At 71.4% G+C, this 24,924-nt stretch carries 25 protein-coding genes, 1 tRNA gene and 1 pseudogene; 15 read left to right on the top strand and 12 right to left on the bottom strand.

Features of this window, described 5'->3' with window-relative positions; genetic code table 11:
* Positions 1 to 267: 267 nt before the first annotated feature.
* A complete protein-coding gene (locus tag ACFYUS_RS15095) occupies positions 268 to 705 on the bottom strand; it encodes a hypothetical protein (RefSeq protein WP_388850819.1) in 438 nt (145 codons plus the stop codon).
* Positions 702 to 2,174, bottom strand: coding sequence for an APC family permease (locus ACFYUS_RS15090; RefSeq protein ID WP_388850817.1), 1,473 nt, complete (start codon positions 2,172 to 2,174; stop codon positions 702 to 704). The genes ACFYUS_RS15095 and ACFYUS_RS15090 overlap by 4 nt, the downstream gene beginning before the upstream one ends.
* Positions 2,175 to 2,433: 259 nt before the next feature.
* Here ACFYUS_RS15090 and ACFYUS_RS15085 point away from each other — a divergent pair.
* Positions 2,434 to 2,722: pseudogene (locus tag ACFYUS_RS15085) on the top strand (MBL fold metallo-hydrolase); the annotation flags it as partial.
* 67 nt (positions 2,723 to 2,789) lie between these two features.
* Positions 2,790 to 3,158, top strand: coding sequence for a hypothetical protein (locus ACFYUS_RS15080; RefSeq protein WP_388850815.1), 369 nt, complete (start codon positions 2,790 to 2,792; stop codon positions 3,156 to 3,158).
* A 44-nt stretch (positions 3,159 to 3,202) separates the two neighbouring features.
* Here the strand turns inward: ACFYUS_RS15080 and ACFYUS_RS15075 are convergent, their stop codons facing one another.
* Entirely contained in the window at positions 3,203 to 3,952 is a 750-nt protein-coding gene (locus tag ACFYUS_RS15075; protein ID WP_388850813.1) for a class I SAM-dependent methyltransferase, read from the bottom strand.
* Between the two features lie 188 nt (positions 3,953 to 4,140).
* Here ACFYUS_RS15075 and ACFYUS_RS15070 point away from each other — a divergent pair, with 188 nt between their 5' ends.
* The 3 genes from ACFYUS_RS15070 to ACFYUS_RS15060 all read left to right on the top strand — a co-directional run bounded on the left by ACFYUS_RS15070 (position 4,141) and on the right by ACFYUS_RS15060 (position 6,299).
* Entirely contained in the window at positions 4,141 to 5,529 is a 1,389-nt protein-coding gene (locus tag ACFYUS_RS15070) for a glutamate decarboxylase (RefSeq protein WP_388850810.1), read from the top strand.
* A 95-nt stretch (positions 5,530 to 5,624) separates the two neighbouring features.
* Positions 5,625 to 6,035 carry a VOC family protein gene (locus ACFYUS_RS15065; RefSeq protein WP_388850807.1) on the top strand — a complete coding sequence of 137 codons (411 nt, stop codon included), beginning with the start codon at positions 5,625 to 5,627 and terminating at the stop codon, positions 6,033 to 6,035.
* Positions 6,036 to 6,299, top strand: a complete 264-nt coding sequence (locus ACFYUS_RS15060; RefSeq protein WP_388850803.1) for a hypothetical protein — start codon at positions 6,036 to 6,038, stop codon at positions 6,297 to 6,299.
* Positions 6,300 to 6,318: 19 nt separating this feature from the next.
* Here ACFYUS_RS15060 and ACFYUS_RS15055 read toward each other — a convergent pair whose 3' ends face one another.
* The 4 genes from ACFYUS_RS15055 to ACFYUS_RS15040 form a co-directional block, all read right to left on the bottom strand.
* Positions 6,319 to 7,617, bottom strand: coding sequence for a PE-PGRS family protein (locus tag ACFYUS_RS15055; RefSeq protein ID WP_388850800.1), 1,299 nt, complete (start codon positions 7,615 to 7,617; stop codon positions 6,319 to 6,321).
* A 4-nt stretch (positions 7,618 to 7,621) separates the two neighbouring features.
* Positions 7,622 to 9,817: an McrB family protein gene (locus ACFYUS_RS15050; protein WP_388850797.1), complete on the bottom strand. Its 2,196-nt coding sequence runs from the start codon at positions 9,815 to 9,817 to the stop codon at positions 7,622 to 7,624.
* 64 nt (positions 9,818 to 9,881) lie between these two features.
* A complete protein-coding gene (locus ACFYUS_RS15045; protein WP_388850794.1) occupies positions 9,882 to 10,544 on the bottom strand; it encodes a glyoxalase in 663 nt (220 codons plus the stop codon).
* Positions 10,545 to 10,730: 186 nt separating this feature from the next.
* Positions 10,731 to 11,570, bottom strand: coding sequence for a helix-turn-helix domain-containing protein (locus ACFYUS_RS15040; protein ID WP_388850791.1), 840 nt, complete (start codon positions 11,568 to 11,570; stop codon positions 10,731 to 10,733).
* A 128-nt stretch (positions 11,571 to 11,698) separates the two neighbouring features.
* Between ACFYUS_RS15040 and ACFYUS_RS15035 the strand changes: the two genes are divergently transcribed.
* The 4 genes from ACFYUS_RS15035 to ACFYUS_RS15020 all read left to right on the top strand — a co-directional run bounded on the left by ACFYUS_RS15035 (position 11,699) and on the right by ACFYUS_RS15020 (position 13,850).
* The gene (locus ACFYUS_RS15035) at positions 11,699 to 12,061 is read left to right on the top strand and encodes a VOC family protein (RefSeq protein WP_388850788.1); all 363 of its coding nucleotides are present in this window, start codon (positions 11,699 to 11,701) and stop codon (positions 12,059 to 12,061) included.
* 26 nt (positions 12,062 to 12,087) lie between these two features.
* Positions 12,088 to 12,507: an SRPBCC family protein gene (locus ACFYUS_RS15030; protein WP_388850785.1), complete on the top strand. Its 420-nt coding sequence runs from the start codon at positions 12,088 to 12,090 to the stop codon at positions 12,505 to 12,507.
* A gap of 407 nt (positions 12,508 to 12,914) precedes the next feature.
* Complete coding sequence (locus tag ACFYUS_RS15025) at positions 12,915 to 13,571, top strand: DUF998 domain-containing protein (RefSeq protein ID WP_388850782.1); 657 nt, start codon at positions 12,915 to 12,917, stop codon at positions 13,569 to 13,571.
* Between the two features lie 66 nt (positions 13,572 to 13,637).
* Entirely contained in the window at positions 13,638 to 13,850 is a 213-nt protein-coding gene (locus ACFYUS_RS15020) for a DUF4287 domain-containing protein (protein ID WP_041130004.1), read from the top strand.
* Positions 13,851 to 14,128: 278 nt separating this feature from the next.
* Here ACFYUS_RS15020 and ACFYUS_RS15015 read toward each other — a convergent pair whose 3' ends face one another.
* Positions 14,129 to 15,346: a sensor histidine kinase gene (locus ACFYUS_RS15015; protein WP_388850779.1), complete on the bottom strand. Its 1,218-nt coding sequence runs from the start codon at positions 15,344 to 15,346 to the stop codon at positions 14,129 to 14,131.
* 53 nt (positions 15,347 to 15,399) lie between these two features.
* The gene (locus ACFYUS_RS15010) at positions 15,400 to 16,056 is read right to left on the bottom strand and encodes a response regulator transcription factor (RefSeq protein WP_388850776.1); all 657 of its coding nucleotides are present in this window, start codon (positions 16,054 to 16,056) and stop codon (positions 15,400 to 15,402) included.
* A gap of 192 nt (positions 16,057 to 16,248) precedes the next feature.
* Between ACFYUS_RS15010 and ACFYUS_RS15005 the strand changes: the two genes are divergently transcribed.
* From ACFYUS_RS15005 to ACFYUS_RS14990, 4 genes are read left to right on the top strand one after another with little or no spacing between them, the layout of a single operon-like run.
* Positions 16,249 to 16,782, top strand: a complete 534-nt coding sequence (locus ACFYUS_RS15005) for a hypothetical protein (RefSeq protein ID WP_388850773.1) — start codon at positions 16,249 to 16,251, stop codon at positions 16,780 to 16,782.
* A 2-nt stretch (positions 16,783 to 16,784) separates the two neighbouring features.
* Positions 16,785 to 17,948, top strand: a complete 1,164-nt coding sequence (locus ACFYUS_RS15000) for a peptidoglycan-binding protein (protein WP_388850770.1) — start codon at positions 16,785 to 16,787, stop codon at positions 17,946 to 17,948.
* Entirely contained in the window at positions 17,945 to 18,649 is a 705-nt protein-coding gene (locus tag ACFYUS_RS14995) for an ABC transporter ATP-binding protein (RefSeq protein WP_388850767.1), read from the top strand. The genes ACFYUS_RS15000 and ACFYUS_RS14995 overlap by 4 nt, the downstream gene beginning before the upstream one ends.
* The gene (locus ACFYUS_RS14990) at positions 18,646 to 19,839 is read left to right on the top strand and encodes an ABC transporter permease (RefSeq protein WP_388850764.1); all 1,194 of its coding nucleotides are present in this window, start codon (positions 18,646 to 18,648) and stop codon (positions 19,837 to 19,839) included. The genes ACFYUS_RS14995 and ACFYUS_RS14990 overlap by 4 nt, the downstream gene beginning before the upstream one ends.
* Positions 19,840 to 19,961: 122 nt before the next feature.
* Here the strand turns inward: ACFYUS_RS14990 and ACFYUS_RS14985 are convergent.
* A tRNA-Gly gene (locus ACFYUS_RS14985) sits at positions 19,962 to 20,032 on the bottom strand.
* Between the two features lie 415 nt (positions 20,033 to 20,447).
* Here ACFYUS_RS14985 and dcd point away from each other — a divergent pair.
* Both dcd and ACFYUS_RS14975 read left to right on the top strand, forming a co-directional pair.
* Complete coding sequence (gene dcd, locus ACFYUS_RS14980; RefSeq protein WP_030690788.1) at positions 20,448 to 21,023, top strand: dCTP deaminase; 576 nt, start codon at positions 20,448 to 20,450, stop codon at positions 21,021 to 21,023.
* Positions 21,024 to 21,036: 13 nt separating this feature from the next.
* The gene (locus tag ACFYUS_RS14975) at positions 21,037 to 21,534 is read left to right on the top strand and encodes a phosphoribosyltransferase (RefSeq protein ID WP_024755952.1); all 498 of its coding nucleotides are present in this window, start codon (positions 21,037 to 21,039) and stop codon (positions 21,532 to 21,534) included.
* Positions 21,535 to 21,628: 94 nt separating this feature from the next.
* Here the strand turns inward: ACFYUS_RS14975 and ACFYUS_RS14970 are convergent, their stop codons facing one another.
* Positions 21,629 to 22,507, bottom strand: coding sequence for a Yip1 family protein (locus tag ACFYUS_RS14970; protein ID WP_388850759.1), 879 nt, complete (start codon positions 22,505 to 22,507; stop codon positions 21,629 to 21,631).
* A 149-nt stretch (positions 22,508 to 22,656) separates the two neighbouring features.
* The gene (locus ACFYUS_RS14965) at positions 22,657 to 24,915 is read right to left on the bottom strand and encodes a (Fe-S)-binding protein (RefSeq protein WP_388850756.1); all 2,259 of its coding nucleotides are present in this window, start codon (positions 24,913 to 24,915) and stop codon (positions 22,657 to 22,659) included.
* Positions 24,916 to 24,924: the final 9 nt, after the last annotated feature.

The following is a 24,924-nucleotide window of genomic DNA, read 5'->3' as shown; positions in this document are numbered from 1 at the left end:
CCGCCCGACGAACTCCCTGAGGGCGACCGCCCGGTCGAGCCGGGCCGCATCGGGGAAGGCGGTGACGGTCGAGGTGGGCGTGCGGTCCCCGGCGGTCACGGAGAGCACGGCGCCGTCCGCGACGAGCACCGTCCCGGCCTCCCCGCCGTGGGCGCGGGCGATGCCGCGGACGACCTGATCGACGCCCTCCGCGCCTTCTCCGCCGAACGCCGGCACGAACCGGGCCGGTTCACGGAGAAGCGCGTGGAGTTCTTCGGGGGGCAGGCGTCACCGGCGGACGGTGTCGTCGGTCTTGAGGTCCTTCAGCGCTTCGTCGAACTCGTCGACCTTGTCCGGGCAGTAGACCTGGAGGACGATCCGCTCGGCGCGGACCGCCCTGGTGTCGGAGATGACCGGCCGCATGCCGGGGCCGGTGGCGCCGTTGGCCTGCTGGATCTTCCACAGCGCCGTGTTGAGGGCGCCGCCCGGGTCCTCGCAGACCGGGCCGCCGTCGGTGCCGAGCAGCTGCTGGACGGTGTCGGTGTCGGGGGAGGGGTATCCGGCCTTCACCAGCTCCTCCTGGAGCTGCTCGGCCTTGGAGAGCGTCGCGCTGCTCTTCTTCACGCTCGCGTACCGGATGACTCCGGTGACGGCGAGGCCGACGAGGAGCACGATCGCGCCCCAGTAGATCCACTTGTGCTCGGAGGCGAAACGGGTGGGACTCATGCCCGGTCTCCCTCGCTCGAAGCGCCGGAGGCGGCGGCGGTGGTGCGCCAGTTCGGCTTGCGGAACCTCAGGAAGAGCCACGGGATCAGGAAGCCCAGGACGAGCAGGCCGCAGCCGATGAAGAGGACGTACGACCAGACGCTGCCGCCGCCGAACTGGGAGGGCGGTACGAATCCGATGCCGAGCGCCGCGAGCGAGGCGAGCAGGCCCACGGTGCACACCAGGCCCAGGGCGGGCACCCGGTAGCCGCGGGGGTGGTCGGGCTGGGTCTTCCGCAGCCGCATCGCGGCGGCGAACATCAGCAGGTACACGATGAGGTACACCTGCGTGGTGATCGTGGAGAAGATCCAGTAGACGCTCGACACGTTCGGGATGAGCGCGTACATCAGGGCGATGACCGAGGTCACGACGCCCTGGGTGACCAGGATGTTCTGCTGGATGCCGAACCTGTTGAGCTTCTGCAGGAAGGGCGGCAGGTAGCCCTCCTGGCGCGAGATCTCCAGGAGGCCCTTGGACGGCCCGGCGAGCCAGGTCAGCATGCCGGCCAGGGAGGCGGAGATCAGCATGACGGCGGCGATCGGGGTCATCCAGCCGATGTCGAAGTACGAGAAGAAGGCGTCGAAGGCCTGCATCACGCCGGCGGTGAGGCTGAGCTGATCGGCCGGCACGACCCAGCTGATGGCCAGGGCGGGCAGGATGAAGATCAGCAGGACGAGGCCCATCGCCAGGAACATCGACTTCGGGTACTCCTTCGCCGGGTCCTTCAGCGAGGAGACGTGGACCGCGTTCATCTCCATGCCGGAGTACGACAGGAAGTTGTTGACGATGAGGACCAGGCTGGCGAGTCCGGTCCACTCCGGCAGCAGGTGACCGGCGTCCATCGGGGCGGCGGACGGGTTGCCCTGGCCGAGGAAGACCATGCCGAGGACGACGAGGATCGTTCCCGGCACGAGCGTGCCGATGATGAGGCCCCAACTGGAAAGACCCGCCAGGGCCTTGGTGCCGCGCGAGGAGACCCAGACGCCGGTCCAGTACAGGACCATGATGACGATCGCCGTGTAGACGCCGTTCGAGGCGAGGGCCGGGTCGATGACGTACGCGATGGTCGAGGCGACGAAGGCCAGCAGGCTCGGGTAGTAGAAGATCGTCATCGCGAACTGGCACCAGACCGCGAGGAATCCGAGCGGCTTCGACAGCCCCTCCGCGACCCAGCGGTACACACCGCCGTTCCAGCCGGAGGCGAGCTCCGCCGAGACCAGGGCGGTCGGCAGCAGGAACACGATCGCCGGGACGAGATAGAGGAACACGCAGGCCAGGCCGTAGATGGCCATCGTGGGCGCGGCCCGCAGGCTCGCGACCGACGCGGTCGTCATCAGGGCGAGCGTCACCCAGGTCATGGTGCTGGGCGCGGCGGCCTGCGCCGCTGCCCGCGGTCTGGGGACTTCGGCCGGTGTGTCGATGCTGCTCAAGGGGCCCTCCCGTGCGTAGGACGATCAGTTCACACTTGGACGTCCTGGGAGGCCCGGCAACCGGGATCGGCCGTACGGAGGACGGGATCCGGCCGTCCGTGAGGGCGTACGGGTGGAGAAGCGGCCGACGTCCACCCGTCCGGGCGCACGGCGTCTCCGGTCCGGTCGTACGGCTGAAGGACCGGCGGTACGCGCGCGGGGGCGCGCCCCGGCGGCGGACGAACCGGGCGCGGAGCGCCTCCGCGCTGCCGGGGCCGGCCAGTGGACCGGCCGCGATGCCGAGGGCCACGAACTCGCCCCGCCGCTGCGGCTGATCCGCACCCCCGGCCACGGCGCCGGGGACATCACCCTCCTCGCGGGTACCGGCGAGGGCGTCGTCGCCTTCGGGGGCGACCTCTGGCGGCGGCCGGACGGCCCCGTGGAGGACCCGGTGGCCCCCCGACCACGCGGTCCCGCGGGACTCGCGCCTCCGCCTCCGCGTCCTCGCCGCCGCCGACGTCATCGTCCCCGGCCACGGCCCGGCGTTCCCGGCGGACGACACCGCACCGCTCCAGAGACGACACCGCGCCGCTCCAGAACACCCGTTTCCACCCGGTATGCCTAGACTCGTCTTCCATGTCGATCCCTGACGAGCTGCTCGTCGACGTCGCCGCCACCGTGGAAGCCGGGCGGAGCAACCAGATGTCCCTGACCGTGGTCGCGGGGGGAGTGGTCATCACCGGGCGCCTCGCGCCGGAGGCCCTGTGGAGACAGCGGGTGTCGGAGGTCCTGACGGACTCGGCCCGGCTCGGCGAGTTCTCCGGCGTCTTCACCCCCGTACGGGACGAGCTGAAGACCGTGGAGCCACCCACCCACCTCCACTTCCACCTCGCCCGCATCCTCCAGGGCACGGTGGGCATGCCCGAGACCGGCGGCATGTACCGCGTCGCGATCGCGGACGTCAGCGCCTGGACCGTGGGGGACTTCAGCTACTCGGACAGCTGACGACGACGCCGGTCGTCCGGCCCCGGAGACGCCGGCCACGCCGGTCATCTGACCCCGGAGACCACGAGGAACGGCGGGTGCCCGGCCTCCGCCGGATCGCCGCCGAGCAGCGTCGAGCGGTGGGTGAGGACGGGCTCGTGGACGTCCAGGTCGGTGAACCCGGCCTTGCCGAGGACGTCGAGGTACGTCTGGCACGGCCAGTGGTGGTCGAACGTCTCCAGCGGGGCTTCGCCGCCGGGCAGCTCCCGGCGGGACCGCCGCCGCTCGCCCTTGGTGTAGACCCGGCCGGGCTCGCCGCTGCGGAAGGTGGAGAACCGGATGCCCGCGGTGCGCGGGTCGGCGTCCAGCACGGCGAAACGGCCGCCGGGACGCAGCACGCGGTGCGCCTCCGCGGCGATGTCGTGCAGGTCGGCGATGTCCCCGGTGGTGGTGAAGACGAAGCAGGCCATGGCGGCGTCGACGGAACCGTCGGCGAGGGAGCCGAGACCGCCGTCCTCGGTCGCCCGGTAGTCGATCCGCGGGTGCGGGCGCCGCGTGCGGGCGATCTCCAGCATGCGGGGCGAGCGGTCGACGGCGATCACGCGCGCGTCGGAGGCCTCGACGACACGGGTGGCGACCTTGCCGGGCCCGCAGCCGTAGTCGAGGACCGTACGGACGGCGCAGGAGCCGATGCCGAGGGCGTGGAAGACGGCGGGGTAGCCGATGAGGCGCTCGGGGAGGTCGTCGTAGGACTCGAAGGCGTCGGCGAAGGCGTCGGTGTGCTGGGCGGGAGCGCTGATCGTATGAGAGGTCATGAGGTGGGGGGCCTTCCGATGATGATCCACTTCGTCCGGAACGTACTGGTCGGGGAAGCCGCAGGACAGGGCCTGGGCGTCCCCCTCACTCGGGTGGGCCAACGGTCGCGGCCGCTGCCGGGCGCTCCGCCCGGCCTCGTGGGTTGATGAGAGGACTGTCGACCAGTCCGTTGATCGAAGGGGAAACTGTGGCGCTCCATGAGATGAAGGCACCGAAGAGTGCTGACGCGGCGACCGATGTGTTCGCCTCGGCGCTGAGCGAGCGGGTCCTGCCGAAGCACCGGATGCCGGAGGAGCCGAACCTCCCCTCGGTGGTCTACGCGATGCTCCACAACGAGCTGCTGCTCGACGGCAACGCCGCGCAGAACCTGGCGACGTTCTGCACGACGTGGACGGACGACGAGGTCCGCAAGCTGATGAACGAGTGCCTCGACAAGAACATGATCGACAAGGACGAGTACCCGCAGACCGCCGAGATCGAGGCGCGGTGCGTGAACATCCTGGCCGATCTGTGGAACGCCCCGGGGACCGGCGAGGACACGGCGATCGGCTGCTCGACCACCGGCTCCAGCGAGGCCGCCATGCTCGGCGGACTGGCCCTGAAGTGGCGGTGGCGGGAGCGGCGGCGGGCCGAGGGCAAGCCGGTCGACCGGCCGAACATCGTCACCGGGCCCGTGCAGATCTGCTGGGACAAGTTCGCCCGCTACTTCGACGTGGAGCTGCGCCAGGTCCCGGTGGAGCCGGGCGCCACCGGCCTCCGCCCCCACCAGCTGAAGGAGTACGTCGACGAGAACACCATCGGCGTCGTCGCGATCCTCGGCGTCACCTACACCTGCGACTACGAGCCGGTCGCCGAGCTGGCCGCCGAACTCGACCGGATCCAGCAGGAGTCGGGGCTCGACATCCCGATCCACGTCGACGCGGCGAGCGGCGGTTTCGTCGCGCCCTTCCTCCACCGGGACCTCGTCTGGGACTTCCGGCTGCCGCGGGTCTCCTCCATCAACGCCTCAGGCCACAAGTTCGGCCTCGCGCCCCTCGGCGTGGGCTGGGCGGTCTGGCGCACCGCCGACCTCCTGCCCGAGGACCTCGTCTTCCGGGTGAACTACCTGGGCGGCGACATGCCGACGTTCGCCCTGAACTTCTCCCGCCCCGGCGGCGAGATCGTCGCCCAGTACTACAACTTCCTGCGCCTGGGCCGGGCCGGCTACCGGCGCGTCCAGGAGGCGTGCGCGCTGACCGCCCAGTACCTCGCCCGGAAGATCGAGGCGATGGGCCCGTTCACCCTGCTCTACGACGGGCAGGGCGCGCTGCCCGCCGTCTCGTACACGCTCGCCGACCCCAAGGGCGCGGGCTTCAGCCTGTACGACCTCTCCGACGAGCTCCGGAGGCGCGGCTGGCAGGTCCCCTCCTACCCGCTGCCCCCCGACCGGCAGGAGACCGTCATCCAGCGCGTCATGATCCGCCACGGCATCGGCCGCGACGAGGTCGACCTGCTCGCCCAGGACATGGGCCGCGCCCTGGAGCGCCTGACGAAGGGCGTGCCGTCGGACGCCGAGCGCGCGGGCTTCCACCACTGACCGACACGGATCGGGAGACGGATCAGGACACGGATCGGGAGACGAATCAGGATTCGAGAAGCGCGTCCCCGACCCCCGCAACTAGCGTGAAGTCCATGGACATCACCATTCACACCACGGCCCTCCCGCACGACGACCCGGACGCCTCCCTGGCCTTCTACCGCGACGCCCTCGGCTTCGAGGTCCGCAGCGACGTCGGCCAGGGCAGGATGCGCTGGATCACGGTCGGCCCGGCGGGCCAGCCCGGCACCTCCATCCTCCTCGCCCCGCCCGCCGTCGACCCCGGCATCACCGAGGACGAGCGCCGCACCATCACCGAGATGATGGCCAAGGGCACGTACGGCTGGATCCTCCTCGCCGCCCCCGACCTCGACTCCGTCTTCGCGAAGATCCGGGCGACGGACGCCGAGGTCGTCCAGGAGCCGACCGACCAGCCGTACGGCATCCGCGACTGCGCCTTCCGCGACCCGGCGGGCAACCTCATCCGCATCCAGGAAGTCCGCTAGATGTGCCGCCCGGCATGGGCCCGCGCGCGCACCACCGCGCAACGCCTGGACGACTTCACCCGCATGCGCCGCGTCCGCGACCACCTCGACCGCGACCACGCCCGCCCCCTGGACGTCCTGGCCCTGGCCCGCGCCGCCGGCCTGCCTCCCGGCCTCCTGGTCCGCCAGTTCCGCCTCGCGTACGGAACCTCGCCGTACGACTACCTCCTGTCCCGCCGCGCGGAGCGCGCGAGGACGCTGCTGCTGCACGCCGCCCGGACCTGACCCCGGCCGGGGAGGGCCGCTACGGCGTGACCGTCCTGCCGGCGAAGCCCGCGACGGCCCGGCGCAACGGCTCGGCCGCCTCCTTCGGCGCGGCGCGGGTGTCGAGGCCCAGCACCTCGACGAGCCCGAGACGGCCCCGGGGCCCCTCGATCCGCAGGACGCGCCGGGTGGGCCCGTCGGGCGAGGGGTGGACGACGAGGGCGAGCGGGGCGTCCGGGGAGGTGTACCCCTGGATGTAGGTCAGCAGTTGGTGACGGTCGTCCGCGGAGACGTTCTTCTCCCCGTACTTCTTGTACTTGGCGTCCACGGCCAGGAAGCGCGTCGCCGCGGGCCCCGCGTCCGCCGTCGCCGCGCCCCCGCCGGCCGCCTGCGGGAAGGCCAGCAGCACGTCGGGACGGAACGGCGGGCTCTTCTTCCCGAGCCCGCCGCGGGTCCGGATCGCCCCCTCCGCCGGCCCCGCCTGCCGGCCGCCCAGGGAGACGGCCGCGTCGGCGGCCATGCGGCGGACCACGCGCTCCCACAGGACGTTCAGGTTGAGCAGCAGACTCTTCGCGCCGAAGCCGTACGGATCCAGGAGATCGGTCACGCCACCGCCGCCGAGCACCATCCGGGACCAGGCGTGCGCGGCCCGGTAGTGGCTGTTCAGCCGGTTGTACCCGGCCCGCGCGAGGAGCGGCAGCGCGTCCTGCGGGCGGCGGGGGGAGGGGAAGCGCGCCGCGGCGTCGAGCAGCCACCCGGTCAGCCGGGGGTCGGTGGACCGCCGGGCGGCGACGGTCAGCGCGGCCCCGCAGACGAGGTTCTCCCAGCCGCCGTCCTCGTACTCGAAGGTCTGCAGGTGGAGCCGGTCGACGGCGCCGTAGCACCGGGTGGCCTGGGCCTCGACGTCGAGCCGGCCGCGCAGCGCCGAGTCGACGCGGTGCCGGCGCACGTAGTCCCTGCGCAGGCCGTGCCGCAGCAGCAGACGGCACTCGTGCAGCAGGGCGGCGGGCACGAGACCGGCGTAACCGTCGCTGCCGAGGGGCCAGTTGCGGAGCGTCTCGCTCGGCTCGCGCTGGTTGTCGGCGTAGCAGAGCCAGTCGATCAGGCGCCTGCCCTCGATCGGCATCTTGGGGCGGAGGAGCAGCCGCAGCCGGTCGAGCTGGAGCACTCCGGCGACCGGTCCGGCCGTGAGCACGTACCCGTGCCGGACCTCGGTGACGGTGACGACCCCGGCCGCGCGGAGCCGGTCGAGGTCGTTCCCGTACAGCAGGGAGCGCGGGACGGTCCTGGACCCGTACTCGTCCAGGACCACCTCGTGCCGTGGCGTGATCGCGGGCACGCGCCTACTCCAGGCCCCAGGCGCCCGGATCCTCGCCGCCGGGGAAGTCCTCGCCCGCGGCCGTGGCGGCGACGAACTCCTCGGCCAGGATGCGGGGCAGATCCTGCGGGTTGGTCTGGACGACCCGGCCGGTGCGGTCGTCCACGAGGCCGCCGAGGACGCTCTTCAGCAGGTCGGGCTGTCCGTGGCAGTAGTCGGCGACGAGCGGCACGATCTCGTGGTGGAAGGCGTGGGAGAGCTGTTCGGCGGTGGCGAGCGGCCGGTCCCCGGACAGCAGGTACGCCTGGCCGAGCAGGTGGTCCGGCCCGAAGGCGACGTCGAGTTTGGCGTTCAGTCCTTCGAGGAGGTCGGCCAGGCCGAGCCCCTCCACCTCGCCGTCCAGGACGTCCGGATCCGGCGGCACGTCGAGGAAGGCGAACCTCCGCCGGATCGCCGCGTCGATGTGGCCCACGCTGCGGTCCGCGGAGTTCATGGTGCCGATGATCCGCACGTTCGGCGGGACGGTCTGCCGCCGGCCGCTGGTCGGCAGGGTGACGGACACGGAACCCCGCTTGTCGAGCTCCAGGAGGGTGATCAACTCGCCCAGGATGCGGGGCAGATCGCCGCGGTTGATCTCGTCGACGACGATCACGAACGTGTCCTGGGGGGCCTTCTCGGCCGCCGCGCAGACGCGGCGGAACAGGCCGTCCGTCATCTGGAGGCTGAGCCCCGCCCCGTCCGAGGCCAGATCGGGTTTGAAGCCCTCGACGAAGTCCTCGTACCCGTAGGACGGGTGGAAGGTCACCATGGTGAGAGGGGCCGCCGTCCCGCCCTCCGGCACCTGGGACAACGCGGCGAGCGCGGCGGCGCGCTCCGCGGGCGCGGCCTCGATCCGGTCCCCCCGGCCCGCGAGGAGCAGCGCGACGCTGAGCGCCAGGCGCGTCTTCCCGGTGCCGGGCGGTCCCTGCAGGACGATCTGGCCCTTGTGGTGGAGCAGATCCCTCGCCTTGCGCACGGAATCGGGAAGCTCCGCGTCGCTCGCGGCGTCCGCCTCGGGTCCCGTGTCGCCGCTGTGCCAGGACTCGTTGCGCCTCGCCCGGATGTCCCGCCACAGCGTGGCGGGAACCTTCGCGAGCGTCTGCTGCCAGGCGTGCCGGGGCGAGTCGAAGGTCTGGGCGAAGGAGGTGTCCCAGTCCACCCCCACCACATGGCGGTGGGTCGGCACGTCCGGGGCGTAGGAGTAGCCGTCGGCGACGGTGCCGACCGCCAGCACCTCCGACTTCCCCCGGTTGGCGACGATCCGGTCCCCGGGCTCCAGGTCGCGGAAGGCGAGCAGCTGCCGGGCGAGCCGCAGGCTGCCGCCCGCGCTCCCCGGCCAGTGCTGGTCCAGGACGTCCTTGAGCTCCCGGTCGCTCTCGTACTGGCCGAGGCTGCCCACCTCGTCCCAGCCGATCCGGATGTTGCCGTCCGTACGGCACTCGTCCCAGAGACCGGCACGCTCCCCGGGGGAGATCTTCCAGATCGGCCGGCTGCTCGGCCGCGGATCGTGGAAGGCGTACAGGAAGGACATCACCTCGTGCGGGCTCCACCCCTCGAACTCGGGGGTGCGCCGCACGAGGCCGAGGAGCTCCCGGTTGGCCCGCCAGGTGCGCGCCCCCGAGGACTCCTGGTGCGGCCGGCCCCCCAGGAGCGCGGTGAAGTGGCGGACGTGCGCGGCGGAGAAGATGGGCAGGAACGCGCCGGGGAAGTAGACGGCCAGGGACTTCGTGGTCAGGGCCTGCCCGTACGAGAGCGAGTCCAGCTCGTCGATGCGCCCGTACTCCCCGGCTGCGGCCGCGTCGAAGGCCGTCACGAACTCCGCCCTCACCCGCGCCCAGGCCTCGCGCACGGGGAGCCTGCTCAGGGCGCTGGGGACGATCCGCCACTCGCCCGTCCGGTGCTGGTACACGATGTGCTTCGCCGCGCTGCCGCCGCGGATGCTGCCGAACGCGTTGGTGCCGTACTCCAGGAGCCGGCAGAAGGTGTGCCGCGGGTCCCGGTAGGACGCGGGCCCGAGCGCGTACCGCTCCAGCGGCAGTTCGGCCCAGGCCTCCAGCGGGAACTCCGCGAGGACGCGTCGCCGTTCCTCCTCCGCGGCGTCGGCGGCCCGCCGGGCCGCCTCCCGGTCGAATCGCGCGATGTCGCCCGCGAGCGTGCTCCTGAAGTCCCCACCCTCAGCCATGACGGCGATTCTTCCGTACGCCGCTCCGCCACGGCCCCGGGGGGCGCGTGGGCGGGGCGCGGGATCAGGACGCGTGCGCGACCGGAGCGGCGGCCTCCCAGGCGAACCCGTCGGGGTCGGTGAAGGAACCGCCGTCGAGGCTTTCCCCGCTCACCCCGCTTCCCCCGCTCTCCCCGCGGAGGACGAGCCGGTGCGATCCCGTGCCGTCGACCGGCACGCCGGCGTCCTTGGCCAGGGCCTTGCGCCCGTAGAGGGCCAGGGTGACGGCACCTTCGGGCGCGGCGAACTCCACGTACTTCCGGCCGAAGCTCTTCGCCACGGCGAGGCCCCGCCCGACGTAGAACTGCTTGCTCTCGGTGATGTCCGACGTGCCCAGCAGGAGCACGATCCGGTCGACCCGCCCGGTGGCGGGGCCGGTGTCCTTCTTCTCCGAGGACGCGACCTTCCAGATCGTGCCGTCCGGGGCGCGCACGACACCGCCGTAGCCCCAGAACGACTTCGAGGCGGGCTTCAGGACCGTCGCCCCGGCGTCGACGGCCGCGTCGACCAGACCCCGGACATCGGCCGGCTGCGCCACGGTGAGCGACACCGTGAACCCGCGGAACCCGTCCGTGGGCGCCTCCGAGGCACGCAGGGACACATGGGCGCCGAGCCCGGAGGCGGCGTAGAAACGTTCGGCGGCCGCGAGGTCGGCCACCTCAAGGGTGAGGGAAGCGAGGGAAGTCATGTCCTTCACGCTAGGGCCGGCACCCTCGTCGACGCTTCTCCGATCCTGACCGTTCGGGGGGAGGCGACGGCGCTCCTGCCGTTCGGCACCCGCGGCACGTGACGTAGGAGCCGTGACGCCTCGGCCGCTGTCCGCCGTCCCTGCCGGCCTGTGGCGGCACGTGCCGGGCCCGTGGTCGAGGGCCCTCTACCCGGCTGCGTCCCCCTCGGGGTGTCCCGGGGCGAGGAGCCGCCGCAGTGCCGTCGGTGTGTGACCGAGGGAGTGGCGCATGGTCCGGGTGAGGTGGGCCTGGTCGGAGAAGCCCAGGTCGGCGGCGAGGGCGGCGAGGCTTTCCTCGCCCGCGTCCAGACGGTCGAGGGCGCGGCAGACACGGACCCGGTTGCGGTAGCGGGTCAGGGAGACTCCCAGCTCGCGGGTGAAGGCGCGGCTCAGACGGTAGGGCGAGACGCCGAGGAGCTCCGCGAGCGGCAGCAGTCCCCCGGAGGCGGGGTGGGCCTCGCCGATCGCCTGCCGGGCCGCGGCGACGAGTGGGCCCTCGTCCCGGCCGGGGCGCACGCCGGTCGGGACGGCTCCGTCGACGGCCTGTCCGACGGTGGCGGAGAGCAGCCCGAGGAGCTCCTCGGTCACCGCGTGGTCCACGTCGCCGGTGCGGGCGGACGCGAGGACGCGGCGGTGGGCCAGGTCGAGGCGGGCGTCCACGTACACGCTCTGTCGGGCCGGGCGGGCCTCCTCGCCGGCCACGGCCCGCCACAGCGCGGGCGTCAGGCTGATCGAGGTGCACTCGTCGCCCCCGGCGGCCGGGTGTGCGAAACGCTCTTCCTCACCCGGTACGCCGAGGTAGGCCGTCGTCGGGTCGACCTCGGCCGGGGCGCCCGCCACCTGCCTGCGGAACCGGCCGCGCCGCACGAGCACCACCCGGTAGTCCTCGCGTACCTCCGTCCGCGACCAGCGGGTGTGGTCGTCCCGGCAGCTCACCGCGGTGACGCTGAAGCCGGGCCGGGTGGCGAGGACGGTGGTGGTGAGCACTCTTCGACGCTACGCCGCGGGTCTGACACCGGCCCCGCCGCAAGGATGTTCAAGACCGGCAGGGGGCGCGGCGAGCAGGCTGAGCGGTGTCGCACAGCATCCCGTACCGCGTTCGAGGAGTCGCCGTCATGCCCGTTCTCGCGCAGATCAGCACCATCGTCATCGATTGCGGTGACCCGGTTCGGCTCGCCGGTTTCTACAGCGAGGTCACCGGCTGGGAGATCACCCACAGCGGCGAGGACTACGCCTCCCTGGCCGGCGGGGAGCAGCCCGGCCTGGCATTCGTCCGCATCGAGGGGTACCGGGCCCCGGGCTGGCCCGACGCCGCCCAGCACGCCCACCTCGACCTCACGGTCACCGACCTGGAGGAGGCGGCCGGCCGGATCCTCGCCCTCGGAGCGTCGAGGCCCGAGTTCCAGCCCGGCAAGGACCAGTGGGTCGTCCTCACCGACCCCGAGGGGCATCCGTTCTGCCTCACCACCGGCGCCTGACACATCCCCCGACAGGAGAAGGGCACATGGCTCACATCAACAAGGAATTCCTGATCGACAACTCCCCGGAGAACGTCTGGGAGGCCCTGCGCGAAGTCGGAGCCGTGCACCGGCGCCTGGTGCCGGGCTTCGTCACGGACACCCGCATGGAGGCGGATACCAGGATCGTGACCTTCGCGAACGGCGTGGTCGTCCACGAGCTCATCGTCGACATCGACGATGCGGCCCGCCGGGTGGCCTACGCGGTGGTCGGCGGCTCGATGGCGCCGAAGCACCATCACGCCTCGATGCAGGTCCTCGCCGACACCGCAGGACGCAGCCGTTTCGTCTGGACGATCGACGTCACACCGGACGAACTCGCCCTCCCCATCGACGAGATGGCCGAGCAGGGCGTGCGCATCATGCGGGAGGCGCTGAAGGCCGCCCCGGGCCCGGCGAGCAGGTAGAAACCTCTGGGCAGGTGGTGGCGCAGAGGCGGCACAAGACGCCTGGACAGGTCTGGACGACGACGAAGCCCCGGGCCGCTGACCTGGGGCTTCGCGTGAAGAGCGGATGACGGGGATCGAACCCGCTCCATAAGCCGGGGAACCACCGCCGCCCGGCTCGGGCACCCAACGCCTGACCTGCGAAAACGTCCCCTGATACGGCGCTTCTCGTTGGCGCGGCGACACCCGTCTCGTCCGCTGTCCACCGCCCCCGCCGACACGTTGCGGCACGCCCCTCCGGGCGGCATGCGCGAGCGGGAGGCCGCCCCCCGCCCGCATGTGATCCAGTGCACATCGACGGGACCGATGAGTCTTCTCGTCGCCATCGGTCATATGGGCGACAAGTTCGAAGCGAGGAAGGCCCTGCCATGACCGACATGCTCACCGCGCCCCGCCACGTCCTGTCCACCGTGCCCGCGTCGCGATCCGGGGCGCGGTGGGCGGCGGCCGGTGGCGTGGTGGCGGGCCCGCTGTTCCTCGCGGCCGGACTCGCCCAGGGCTTCGCGCGCGACGGCTTCGACTTCACCCGGAACGCGATCAGCCAGCTCGCCCTCGGCGAGGCGGGCTGGATCCAGACGGCGAGTTTCGTGCTCACCGGCACCCTGCTGCTCGCCGGCGCGGCCGGCCTGCGGCGTGCGCTGCGCGGAGGCCCCGGCGGGACGTGGGGCCCGGCCCTGGTCGGCGTCTTCGGCGCCTCCTTCTGGGCCGCGGCGGCCTTCCCCGCCGATGCCGGAGCGGGCTTCCCCGTCGGGGCGCCCGAGGCGACCGCGATGAGCGGTCACGGCGCCGCCCACATGTTCGGCGGCATGATCGGCTACCTCGCCCTGTGCGCCGCGTTCTTCGTCCTGGCCCGCCCGCTCGCCGCCCGTGGCCTTCGCCACTGGGCGGTCGCATCCCGCATCGTGCCGGCGGTCGTCCTCGCCGGGTTCATGGCCTCGGCCTCCTCGGTCCTGGCGTTCACCGTCGGCGCGGGTCTCGGCCTGCTGTGGCTGAGCGCGGTGACGGCCCGCCTGGCCGCCCGCTAGCCGACCGCCGCTCCCTCCGGCATCATCGACACGACCAAGATCATCACCATCCGAAACGGGGCATCCATGACCGACGCCGTGAAGGGTCCTGCCAGCTACTTCCCCTCCATCGAGAAGAAGTACGGCCGCCCCATCGCCGAATGGAAGGACCTCATCCGCTCCTCCCCGCTCACCAAGCACATGGAGCTGGTCAACTGGCTCAAGTCCGAGCACGGCCTCGGCCACGGCCACGCCAACGCCCTCGTCGCCCACACCCTCGCCGAGGACAGCGGCAAGTGACCAGGCGGGTCAGGCAGGGGCGCGGGGTTCCTCGTGCGACCCAAGCGGACCAGTAGCTGATCTGACGCCGCATCGGGTCCCGTACGGTACGCGAATGGCGCGTGGCACCCGACAGGTTTGGACGACGACGAAGGCCCAGGTCGCTGACCTGGGCCTTCGCGCGAAGAGCGGATGACGGGAATCGAACCCGCGCCATAAGTTGGGGAATCACCGCCGTCCGTCCTCCCTGGCATGCAAATGACCTGCGGAAACGCTCCTCGGGGCCGCTCATTCGGAGATCAGGGCTGTGCGAGGGCGGACACGGTGTCTTCGGGTTGTTGCGGCAGGTCGATGTGGACGGTGATGCCGCCGCCGGGGCGTGGGGCGGCGGTGATCGTGCCGTCGTGGGAGAGCGTGATGGCGCGGACGACGGCGAGCCCGAGTCCGAGGCCGTTCCCCGTGCGGCCTCGGCCACGCCGGAAGGGCTCGAAGAGAGCCGGAATCTCCTGCTGCTCCAGAACGGGCCCGCTGTTGGTGACTTCGATGAACGCGCTGTCTCCCATGGTGCCGGTGGTGATGCGTGCCGTGCCGTCCGGGTGGTTGTGGCGGACCGCGTTGGCGAGCAGGTTCAGAGCGACTTGGGCGAGCAGTGCGGGGTCGCCCGAGACCGGGGCCGGGGCGAGTGCCGCGGTGACGTGGACCCTCGCGACCCGTGCCTCCCCGGCCAAGTCCGCCACGGCGTTCCGGACGGTGTCCGCGAGGTCGACGGGCTGCGGCGCCCGGGTGCGGCTTTCGCCGCGAGCCAGGGTCAGCAGTGAGTCGATCAGATGCTCGGTGCGGGTGTTGGCGTCCAGGGCGCGGCGCAGCGCGGGTTTCAGGTCGTCGGGAACGCGCCCCTGAGCGAGAGGGATCTCCAGCGCGGTGCGCTGAAGAGTGAGGGGGGTGCGCAGTTCGTGCGAGGCGTGGGCGGTGAACTGCCTCTGGGCGTCGAAGCTGCGGTCCAGCCGGTCGAGCATGGCGTCGAACGTGTCGCCGAGTTCGCGGACCTCGTCGTGAGGGCCCGTGAGGTCGAGCCTTTCGTCCAGGCTGCTTCCGGTGCTGATGCGGCGGGCCGCCGCGGTCACCTGGGTGAGGCGGTGCAGCGAGCGGCGGCTCGCCCGCCACGCGAGCAGTGCGGCGAGCGCGGTGAAGACGAGCAGCAGAAGCAGGGACCGGGTCAGGAGCTGTGTCAGGACCCGGTCCTGGAAGTCCTCGAAGCCCTCGGCGGGGGTGAGGGGCGCCGCTTCCGTGGCCGTGTCCGGCGGGGCGGGGACGACCGGCGTGGCGAAGCCCGTGGGCACGCCGGTCGGAGACGCGGAGGGATCGACGGGTTCCACGGGCACGGTCGATACGGCGGGGACGACGAGGGAGCGGTTGTCCTCGATGAGCTGCTGGGCGATGAGCCAGTTGAGGAGGAGCAGTCCGCTGCCGAGGACCAGGAAGACCAGCGTGGTCACCAGGGTCAGGCGCCCGCGCAAAGGCAGGCGGTGCGGAAGGAGACGGCGGGGCGTGTGCCGGAGCCTCGGTCCCCTCACAGCCGGTACCCGTAGCCGGGGGTGTGGCTGATCAGCCGGGGCTCGCCGAGTTTGCGGCGAAGAGCGTGGACCGTGACCCGGATGGCGGTGGTGGCCGGGTCCAGTGCCGCGTCCCACAGCCGGTCCTTGAGCTCCTCGCCGGTGACGGGGGCACCGTCCGCGGCCAGGAGGATCTCCAGTACGCCGAGCTCCCTGGGCGTCAGCTTCAGCGGGCGCCCGTCGCGCTCCGCCACGCGGCGGACGGTGTCCAGGCGCACACCGTCGCGGCTGAGCACCGTCACGGAGGCACCCGCGCCGCCCCGCCGACCCAGTGCGCGGAGCCGGGCGACCAGTTCCAGGTACGAGAAGGGCTTGGACATGTAGTCGTCGGCGCCGTGGCCGAGGCCGTCGACCAGGTCGGTCAGGGCGCCGGCGGCGGTGAGCATCAGGATCCGCGCCGGGTGTCCGGCCGCGTTCAGCGCCCGGCAGACGGCGTCGCCGCCCAGCTGGGGCAGGTCGCGGTCGAGGACCAGTACGTCGTACTCGGCGGCGGCCGTCATCTCCAGCGCCCGAACCCCGTCGTGGGCGACGTCGCAGGCCATCCCCTCGCCGCGCAAGCCTTCCGCGAGCATCGAGGCCAGCTCTTCCTCGTCCTCGACGATGAGCACCCGCATGTCGCCCCTCCCTCTCCTCTCCGGTGACCTGGGTGGCCGGGCCTGTGACCCGACCCGGTCCAGGATGCCGCCGGGCACGTTAGCCAGGGGTTAGGCGGATGATCACGCGTGTCTCACCGGGGGCTCCGTACAACGGTTTCCGACGTCATGGCCGAGGGCGACGTCATCGTCGAGACCAGCGAGGAGCAAGACATGCGCGCACCCATCGGGCGGACGCTCATAGCGGCGGCCGCCGTGGCCGCGGCCCTGGTGATGAGCGGTTGTTCCGCATCCCAGGACGAGGCCCCCAAGGTCGCCGGAGACGACGGGACGGGCGGCGGCAAGCCGCAGGACGACGCCGCGATCAAGCAGTCCTGGGTGAGCTGTATGCACGCTCAGGGGCAGACCCAGGTCCTGATCGACAAGGAGGGCGACATCGCCGTCCCCGCCTCCGGCACCGGCACCGGCTCCGCCCCCGTCGGCGGCTATGACGCGGCGGCCAAGCTCTGCGACGGGAAGAATCCCGGCATCCACCAGGTCCAGGAGAAGAACAACAAGAAGTTCGTCGACATGGCGCGCGCCTTCGTCGCGTGCGGCAGGAAGAACGGCTACCCGGACCTGCCCGATCCCGACCCGAAGGACGGCATCCTCGTCTTCACCGGTCAGTCGTTCGACGCGGCCAAGTGGGACGCCGTCCAGCCCGCCTGCGGCAAGCTGCCCATGCCCGGCTACCGGATCGGCCAGTGACCATGGCCCGGACCACGAACACGCCCGCCGAGGCGCTCGCGGATCCGTCACCCGCCCCACGGGGCGGGCGCCGCGAGCGGCGGAAGCTGGTCGTACCGCTGGTTCTGACCGCGGCGATCACCGGAGCGGCGGTCCTGGGCGTGACCCGCCCGTGGGAGCGCCCGGGACCCGCCGACGGGAAGGCGCCCGTCGAGTACGGCACCGTCGCCGTGCAGAAGGGGTCGCTGTCCAGCGGCATCCAGATCGCCGGGACGCTCGGATACGACGAGCCCGCGCCCGTCGTCGCCGCCGGCCGCGGCACCGTCACCTGGCTCCCCGCCGTGGGCGCCGTCATCAGACCCGGCGGGAAGCTGTACGAGGCCGACGGCCGCGCCGTCGTCCTGATGCGAGGCAGCCGGCCCCTGTGGCGCGACCTGGGCCCGGGCGCCGCCGACGGCCCCGACGTCGAGCAGCTCAAGCGCAACCTGATCGACCTCGGGTACGCCGACGGGCTCGGCCTGGCCGTCGACGAGAAGTTCACCAAGGGCACCGAGACCGCTGTCAAGCGGTGGCAGAAGTCGCTGGGGGTGAAGCAGACCGGAACGGTCACGCTCGGCAGCGTGGTCATGCTGCCGCAGGCGAGCGTGCGTGTGCAGCAGCTCGGCGTCCAGCTCGGCGCGCCGCTGGGATCGGCCTCGGCCATGACCGTGAGCGGCACCGGCCTCGTCGTCAGCGTGCGCCCCGCCGACAACCAGCTGTCCCGGTTCAAGCCCGACGGCAAGGTCGAGGTCAGGCTGTCCGACGGCAGCATGGTCACCGGGCGCGTCCGTTCCCTCGTCCGCGGCGGTTCCGATGGACCCGGCGGCCAGGGCGAAGGGGATGGCGGCGGAGGGGCCGGCGGCGACCAGCAGAAGACCACCGTCACGATCAGGCTGGACGACCAGCAGCAGGCGCGCAGGACCGGGCCGTCCTCCGTGATGGTCACCGTCGTGGGCGACAGCGTCAGCGACGCCCTGATCGTGCCCGTCACCGCGCTGCTCGCCCTGGACGGAGGCGGCTACGGCGTCAAGGTGGTCGACGGCACGGTCACCCGACTGGTCAGGGTGCGGCTGGGGCTGATCGCCGACGCCCAGGCACAGATCTCCGGGGGCCTCAAGCCCGGCACCCAGGTGGTGATCCCCAAGTGACACCCGTACTGGAACTGACCGCCGTCACCAAGGAGTACCCGGGTTCCCCACCACTGCGCGTACTGCACGGCATCGACCTGACCGTCGAGGCCGGAGAACTCCTCGCCGTGGTGGGCCCGTCCGGCTCCGGCAAGTCGACCCTGCTCGCCCTCCTCGGCTCGCTGGACCGGCCGAGCGCCGGGCGGCTGCGCTTCGAAGGGCGCGATCTGTCAGGGCTGTCGGACGCCGAACTCGCCTCGGTCCGCGCCCACCGGATCGGCTTCGTCTTCCAGCAGTTCTTCCTCCTGCCGGGGCTCACGACGGTGGAGAACGTCGCGACCGGCCTCCTCTACAGCGGCGCCCGGGCGGCCAGGCGGCACGCCGCGGCCGTCGAGGCGCTCCACGAGGTGGGCCTCGGACACCGGCTGGGGCATCGTCCCGACCAGCTCTCCGGCGGCGAGAAGCAGCGCGTGGCCATCGCCCGGGCCCTCGTCGGACGCCCCGCACTGCTGCTCGCCGACGAACCCACCGGCGCGCTGGACAGCGTCTCCGGCATGGCCGTCGTCGACCTGCTGAGCGCCCTGAACGCCAACGGCACCACCGTCGTCGTCATCACCCACGACCGCGATCTGGCCGCCTCCCTCCCCCGCCGCATCGGCATCCGGGACGGCCGGATCGACTTCGACGAACGCATCTCCCACCCGGCGGGAGCCGGCCGATGACCGCCCGCCCCCGCCGCACACGGCTGCGCCTGGTGGACCTGCTGCGCCTGGGCACGATCGGTCCCCGCACCCGTAAGACGCGCTCCGCCCTGTCGGCCCTGGGCATCTCGCTCGGCATCGCGGCCGTCGTCGCCGTGACCGGGATCTCGGCCTCGAACCAGGCCCATCTGCTGGCCCGGCTGGACCGACTCGGCTCCAACCTGATCACCGTCGCCGCCGGGAAGGACGCCACGCAGCAGCTCGTGCCCCTGCCCTCCACGGCGGAGAAGATGCTGGGCAACATCGCCCCGGTGCAGCGGGTCACCGCGGTCGGGGCCACCAAGGCGGAGGTCTACCGCAACGACCTCGTGCCCGAGCAGCAGACCGGAAGCATCACCGTGCTGGCGACCCGGTCGAACCTGCTCGACGTCCTGCACGGCTCCCTGCGGAGCGGGAAGTGGCTGGACCGGGCCGGCGAGCGGCTCCCCGTCACCGTGCTCGGCGACCAAGCAGCCCAGCGCCTCGGTGTCACCGCGGCCGGCGAACGGGTCTGGCTGGGTGGCCAGTGGTACGCCGTCGCGGGCATCCTCGCGCCGAACGAACTGGCTCCCGAACTGGACACCGCCGCCCTCGTCGGCTGGCCCCAGGCGACACGTCACCTGGGCGCCGACGGCTCCGCGGCCACGGTCTACCTGCGGGCCCACCCGGAGCGGGTCCCCGACGTGCAGAGGGTGGCGGCGGCCACGGCGAACCCGGCGGGCCCGAGCACCGTCGCCGTCAGCCGCCCCTCCGATCTCCTCCTGGCACGCGACGAGGCCAAGGGCGCGCTCACAGGACTGGTGCTCTCCCTGGCCGGGGTCGCCCTCCTCGTCGGCGGCGTCGGCATCGCCAACACCATGGTCGTCGGCGTCATGGAACGCCGCGGCGAGATCGGACTGAGGCGCGCACTGGGCGCCCGAGGAGGACAGATCGCCGCCCAATTCCTGCTGGAGGCCATCCTCATGGGCTTCATCGGAGGCATCGCCGGCCTCGCCCTGGGCAGCCTCACCGTCTATGGCTACGCCCTGGCTCAAGGCTGGCCGGCCTCGATTCCGTACTACACGGTCAGCGGCGGCCCGGTGGTCTCCGTGCTGGTCGCGGCTGCCGCCGGGATCTACCCGGCCCTGCGCGCGGCCAAGGCATCCCCCACGGACGCCCTGCGGTCGGCCTGACACGACCCGGAGCACCCGGAGCCGCGCGACGAGATCCGACAGGCGGCCGGCCCGGGCGGCATGTCCTCACGGGGCCGGACAACGACGAAGCCCCAGGTCGCTGACCTGGGGCTTCGTGGAAGAGCGGATGACGGGAATCGAACCCGCGCTATAAGCTTGGGAAGCTCATGTTCTACCATTAAACTACATCCGCGAAGCGGCCGGGTGATCCGTGCCGCATCGTTGCACACTGTACCCCATGCGCCACTTGAGGCGAAGTTCACGCGTTCGGCGTGTGCGGAGTGCCGCGTGGAGGGCGCCTTGTTGATCCCCTAATGTGGCTGATCGTCCACCACACGTGTAGGGGAAGGGACTTGATGGGTTCGATGGAGCGCACCGTCGTCCGTTGTGCCGAAGGGCATGTGTTCAGTACCGCCTCGTTCCCGCTTCAGCAGCTCGGTGCCGGGAGGATCGGGCCCGGGCGGCTCATTCGGTGTCCGCGGTGTGCGCGGTTGCGGCATGCGGTGCCGGTGGAGGCCGGGCGACGCTGAGCTGTGAGGGCCGGGGCGCGGGCGCTTGCCGATCGGGGCAGGTCCGCGCCCTTTGCGTATCGTGCGTATCGTGGGGGCGTGCTTCTCTCAGACAAGGACATCCGGGCCGAGATCGATGCCGGACGGGTGCGTATCGACCCGTACGACGAATCCATGGTGCAGCCCTCGAGCATCGACGTGAGGCTTGACCGCTTCTTCCGGGTGTTCGAGAACCACCGCTACCCGCACATCGACCCCGCCGTCGAGCAGCTCGACCTGACGCGTGAGGTCGAGCCGGAGGGCGACGAGGCGTTCATCCTGCATCCGGGCGAGTTCGTGCTGGCCTCGACCTACGAGGTCATCACCCTGCCGGACGACATCGCGTCGAGGCTGGAGGGGAAGAGTTCCCTCGGGCGGCTCGGGCTCGTCACGCACTCGACCGCCGGGTTCATCGACCCCGGTTTCTCGGGGCACGTGACCCTGGAGCTGTCGAACCTCGCGACCCTGCCGATCAAGCTCTGGCCGGGGATGAAGATCGGCCAGCTGTGCATGTTCCGGCTGAGCTCGCCCGCCGAGTTCCCGTACGGGAGCGAGCGGTACGGCTCGCGGTACCAGGGCCAGCGGGGGCCGACGGCCTCCCGCTCCTACATGAACTTCCATCGGACCCAGGTGTGAGGCGGTCGCAGGCATGAGTGAAGTACGCGAGAACCTGACGTACGAGGGCTTCGGCACCGCCGTCCGCGAGCTGGCGCAGACCATCGCCGACGACGGCTACGAGCCCGACATCGTGCTCTCCATCGCCCGCGGCGGCGTCTTCGTCGCCGGCGGTCTGGCCTACGCCCTGGACTGCAAGAACATCCACCTGGTGAACGTGGAGTTCTACACGGGCGTCGGGACCACGCTGGAGATGCCCGTCATGCTCGCGCCCGTGCCGGACGCGATCGACTTCAGCGACAAGAAGGTGCTCATCACCGATGACGTCGCCGACACGGGCAAGACGCTGAAGCTCGTCCACGACTTCTGCGTCGACCACGTCGCCGAGGTCCGCTCCGCCGTCATCTACGAGAAGTCGCATTCCCTCGTGAAGTGCGAGTACGTGTGGAAGAAGACCGACGAGTGGATCAATTTCCCGTGGTCGGTCGAGCCGCCCGTCGTGAAGCGTGAGGGTCAGGTCCTCGACGCCTGAGCACGAAGGCACGGAGAAGGCCCCCGCCGGTTTCGGCGGGGGCCTTCTCCGTCGTCAGAGCGTCAGGACGTCAGGACGTCAGGACGTCAGGACGTCAGAGCGTGCCCAGCTTGATCAGGCTCAGCAGCGCCACCAGCTGGATCGCCGACGCGCCCAGGGCCTTCGGCCACGGGAGGTCGTGCGAGCGGCTCACCATCACCGTGAAGAGCGCGCCCGTCGCCAGCCAGGTCGCCCAGCCGAGGACCTGCACCAGGCCGTTCTCGCCGCCCAGGAAGGCCGCGAAGACCAGGCGCGGCGCGTCCGTGATCGACATGATCAGCATCGACAGGCCGACCGTGGGCTGCCAGGCGCCGTCGCCGCCCAGCTGGCGCGCGAGGGTGTGGGTCACCGTGCCCAGGATCAGGCCGCCGAGCACGAAGGCGAGGGCCGTGATCAGGGCGGCCGAGAACGTGGGGTCGAGCGTCTCCTTGCCGTCCTTCTCGAAGCCGAAGATCGCGAGGAGTCCGTAGAGGAACGTGACGATCAGGGCCGGGCCCCAGACGGCGTGGTCCCGCATCTGCAGGAACGTGTCCGCAGGGCGCAGCACGATGCCGCTCAGGAGCTGCTTCCAGGCGAGGCGGGGGCCGGTGGGGACGGGGGCCGGGGGCGGTCCGGCGTGGGCGTACGGGTCGTCGACGCTGAACATCTGGGTGTGGCCCGGGTTGTTCGCCGCCGCGTGCTGCTGCTGGTGCCCCTGCTGCCCGCCGTAGGGGTCGCCGAAGTACTCCGGCTCCCCGTAGGGCTGCTGTCCCTGCTGCCCGTACTGCTGCTGCCCGTACTGCTGCCGCTGGTGCCCCTGCGGCGGCTGCTGCCACTGCTGCTGCGGGTACGGCGGCGGGGCCGCGTTGTGCCCGTACGGCGCCTGCTGCGGTTGTTGTTGCGGGTGCTGCGGGGGGCGGTTGTCCCGGCCGCGTCCGTTCCTGAATCCAGCCACGTCGTCGAACGTACCCGCTTCCGCCGTCCGGGCGCTCCCCAGGCCCTTCCTTGCCACTGACCTGTGACATCCCCTAGGGGACCCCCGAAGGGAGAAGGGCCGCCCCGCGCACATGGCGCGGGGCGGCCCTTCTCACGTCAGGTCCGGTCTCAGACGGCCGGCTCCGGCTCCTCGGCCGCGGCCTCCGGCTCCGGGTCGACCGGGGTCTTGACCGAGTCGAGGAGCAGCTGGGCCACGTCCACGACGGTGACGGACTCCTTGGCCTTGCCCTCGTTCTTCTTGCCGTTCACGGAGTCCGTGAGCATGACGAGGCAGAACGGGCAGGCGGTGGAGACGATGTCCGGGTTGAGGGACAGGGCCTCGTCGACGCGCTCGTTGTTGATGCGCTTGCCGATCCGCTCCTCCATCCACATCCGGGCACCACCGGCGCCGCAGCAGAAGCCGCGCTCCTTGTGGCGGTGCATCTCCTGCTGGCGCAGGCCCGGGACGGCGGACATGATCTCGCGCGGCGGCGTGTAGACCTTGTTGTGGCGGCCCAGGTAGCAGGGGTCGTGGTAGGTGATGAGGCCCTCGACCGGGGTCACCGGGATCAGCTTGCCCTCGTCGATGAGGTGCTGGAGCAGCTGGGTGTGGTGGATGACCTCGTACTCGCCGCCGAGCTGCGGGTACTCGTTGGCGATGGTGTTGAAGCAGTGCGGGCAGGTCGAGACGATCTTCTTCGCCGACTTCGGCTTCTTCGTCGACTCGTCCTCGTCGTCCTCGCCGAACGCCATGTTCAGCATGGCGACGTTCTCGGAGCCGAGCTGCTGGAACAGCGGCTCGTTGCCGAGGCGGCGGGGGGAGTCACCGGTGCACTTCTCGTCGCCGCCCATGATCGCGAACTTGACGCCCGCGATGTGGAGCAGCTCGGCGAAGGCCTTGGTGGTCTTCTTGGCGCGGTCCTCCAGGGCGCCGGCGCAGCCGACCCAGTAGAGGTAGTCGACCTCGGACAGGTCCTCGATGTCCTTGCCGACGATCGGGACCTCGAAGTCGACCTCCTTGGTCCACTCGACGCGCTGCTTCTTGGCCAGGCCCCAGGGGTTGCCCTTCTTCTCCAGGTTCTTGAGCATCGTGCCGGCCTCCGACGGGAAGGCGGACTCGATCATGACCTGGTAGCGGCGCATGTCGACGATGTGGTCGATGTGCTCGATGTCGACCGGGCACTGCTCGACGCAGGCGCCGCAGGTGGTGCAGGACCACAGGACGTCGGGGTCGATGACGCCGTTCTCCTCGGCGGTGCCGATGAGGGGGCGCTCGGCCTCGGCCAGGGCGGCGGCCGGGACGTCCTTCAGCTGCTCCTCGGTGGCCTTCTCGTCGCCCTCCATGGTCTTGCCGCCGCCCGCGAGCAGGTACGGCGCCTTGGCGTGGGCGTGGTCCCGGAGGGACATGATCAGGAGCTTCGGGGAGAGCGGCTTGCCCGTGTTCCAGGCGGGGCACTGCGACTGGCAGCGGCCGCACTCGGTGCAGGTGGAGAAGTCGAGGATGCCCTTCCAGGAGAACTGCTCGACCTGGGAGACGCCGAAGACGGCGTCCTCGGCCGGGTCCTCCCAGTCGATCTCCTTGCCGGCCGTGGTCATCGGCTGGAGCGCGCCCAGGGCGGTGGAGCCGTCGGCGTTGCGCTTGAACCAGATGTTCGGGAAGCCGAGGAAGCGGTGCCAGGCGACGCCCATGTTGGTGTTGAGCGAGACCGTGATCATCCAGGTGAAGGACGTGACGATCTTGAGGCACGCGAAGAAGTAGGTGAGGTACTGGATCGTGCTGAGGTCCAGGCCGTCGAGGAGCGTGATCAGCGGGTACGAGGCGAAGAAGCCCGGCTCCCAGCTCGTGACGTCGTGCTGGACGCCTTCGAGGGCGCGGAGCGTCATGATGCAGACGCCGACGATCAGGATGACGGCCTCGACGAAGTACGCCTGGCCGGTCTTGGAGCCGGCGAAGCGGGACTTGCGGCCGGCCTTGGTCGGCTTGCTCAGCTGGCGGATGACGATGAGCGTCACGATGCCGAGGACCGTCATCAGGCCGAGGAACTCGGTGAAGATCTCGTACGGCAGCCAGTCGCCGATGATCGGGATGAGCCAGTCGGCCTGGAAGAGCTGGCCGAAGGCGTTCACGATCGTGAGGAGCAGCGAGAAGAAGCCCACCGCGACGAACCAGTGCGCGAAGCCGACGATGCCCCAGCGGTTCATGCGCGTGTGGCCGAGGAATTCCTTGACCAGCGTGATGGTGCGCTGCTTGGGGTCACCGGTGCGCGTGCCGGCGGGGACGGGCTGACCGAGCCGCACGAAGCGGTAGATCTGCACGATGGCGCGGCCGAACAGCGCGACGGCCACCACCGTGATGGCGATCGACACGATGATCGCGGCGAGTTGCATGACGGGCTC

The organism is Streptomyces sp. NPDC004284, from assembly GCF_042874035.1.
Classification (GTDB): domain Bacteria; phylum Actinomycetota; class Actinomycetes; order Streptomycetales; family Streptomycetaceae; genus Streptomyces.
Note: the sequence above shows the minus strand (reverse complement) of the source record. Positions and strands in the feature narration are given on the sequence as shown.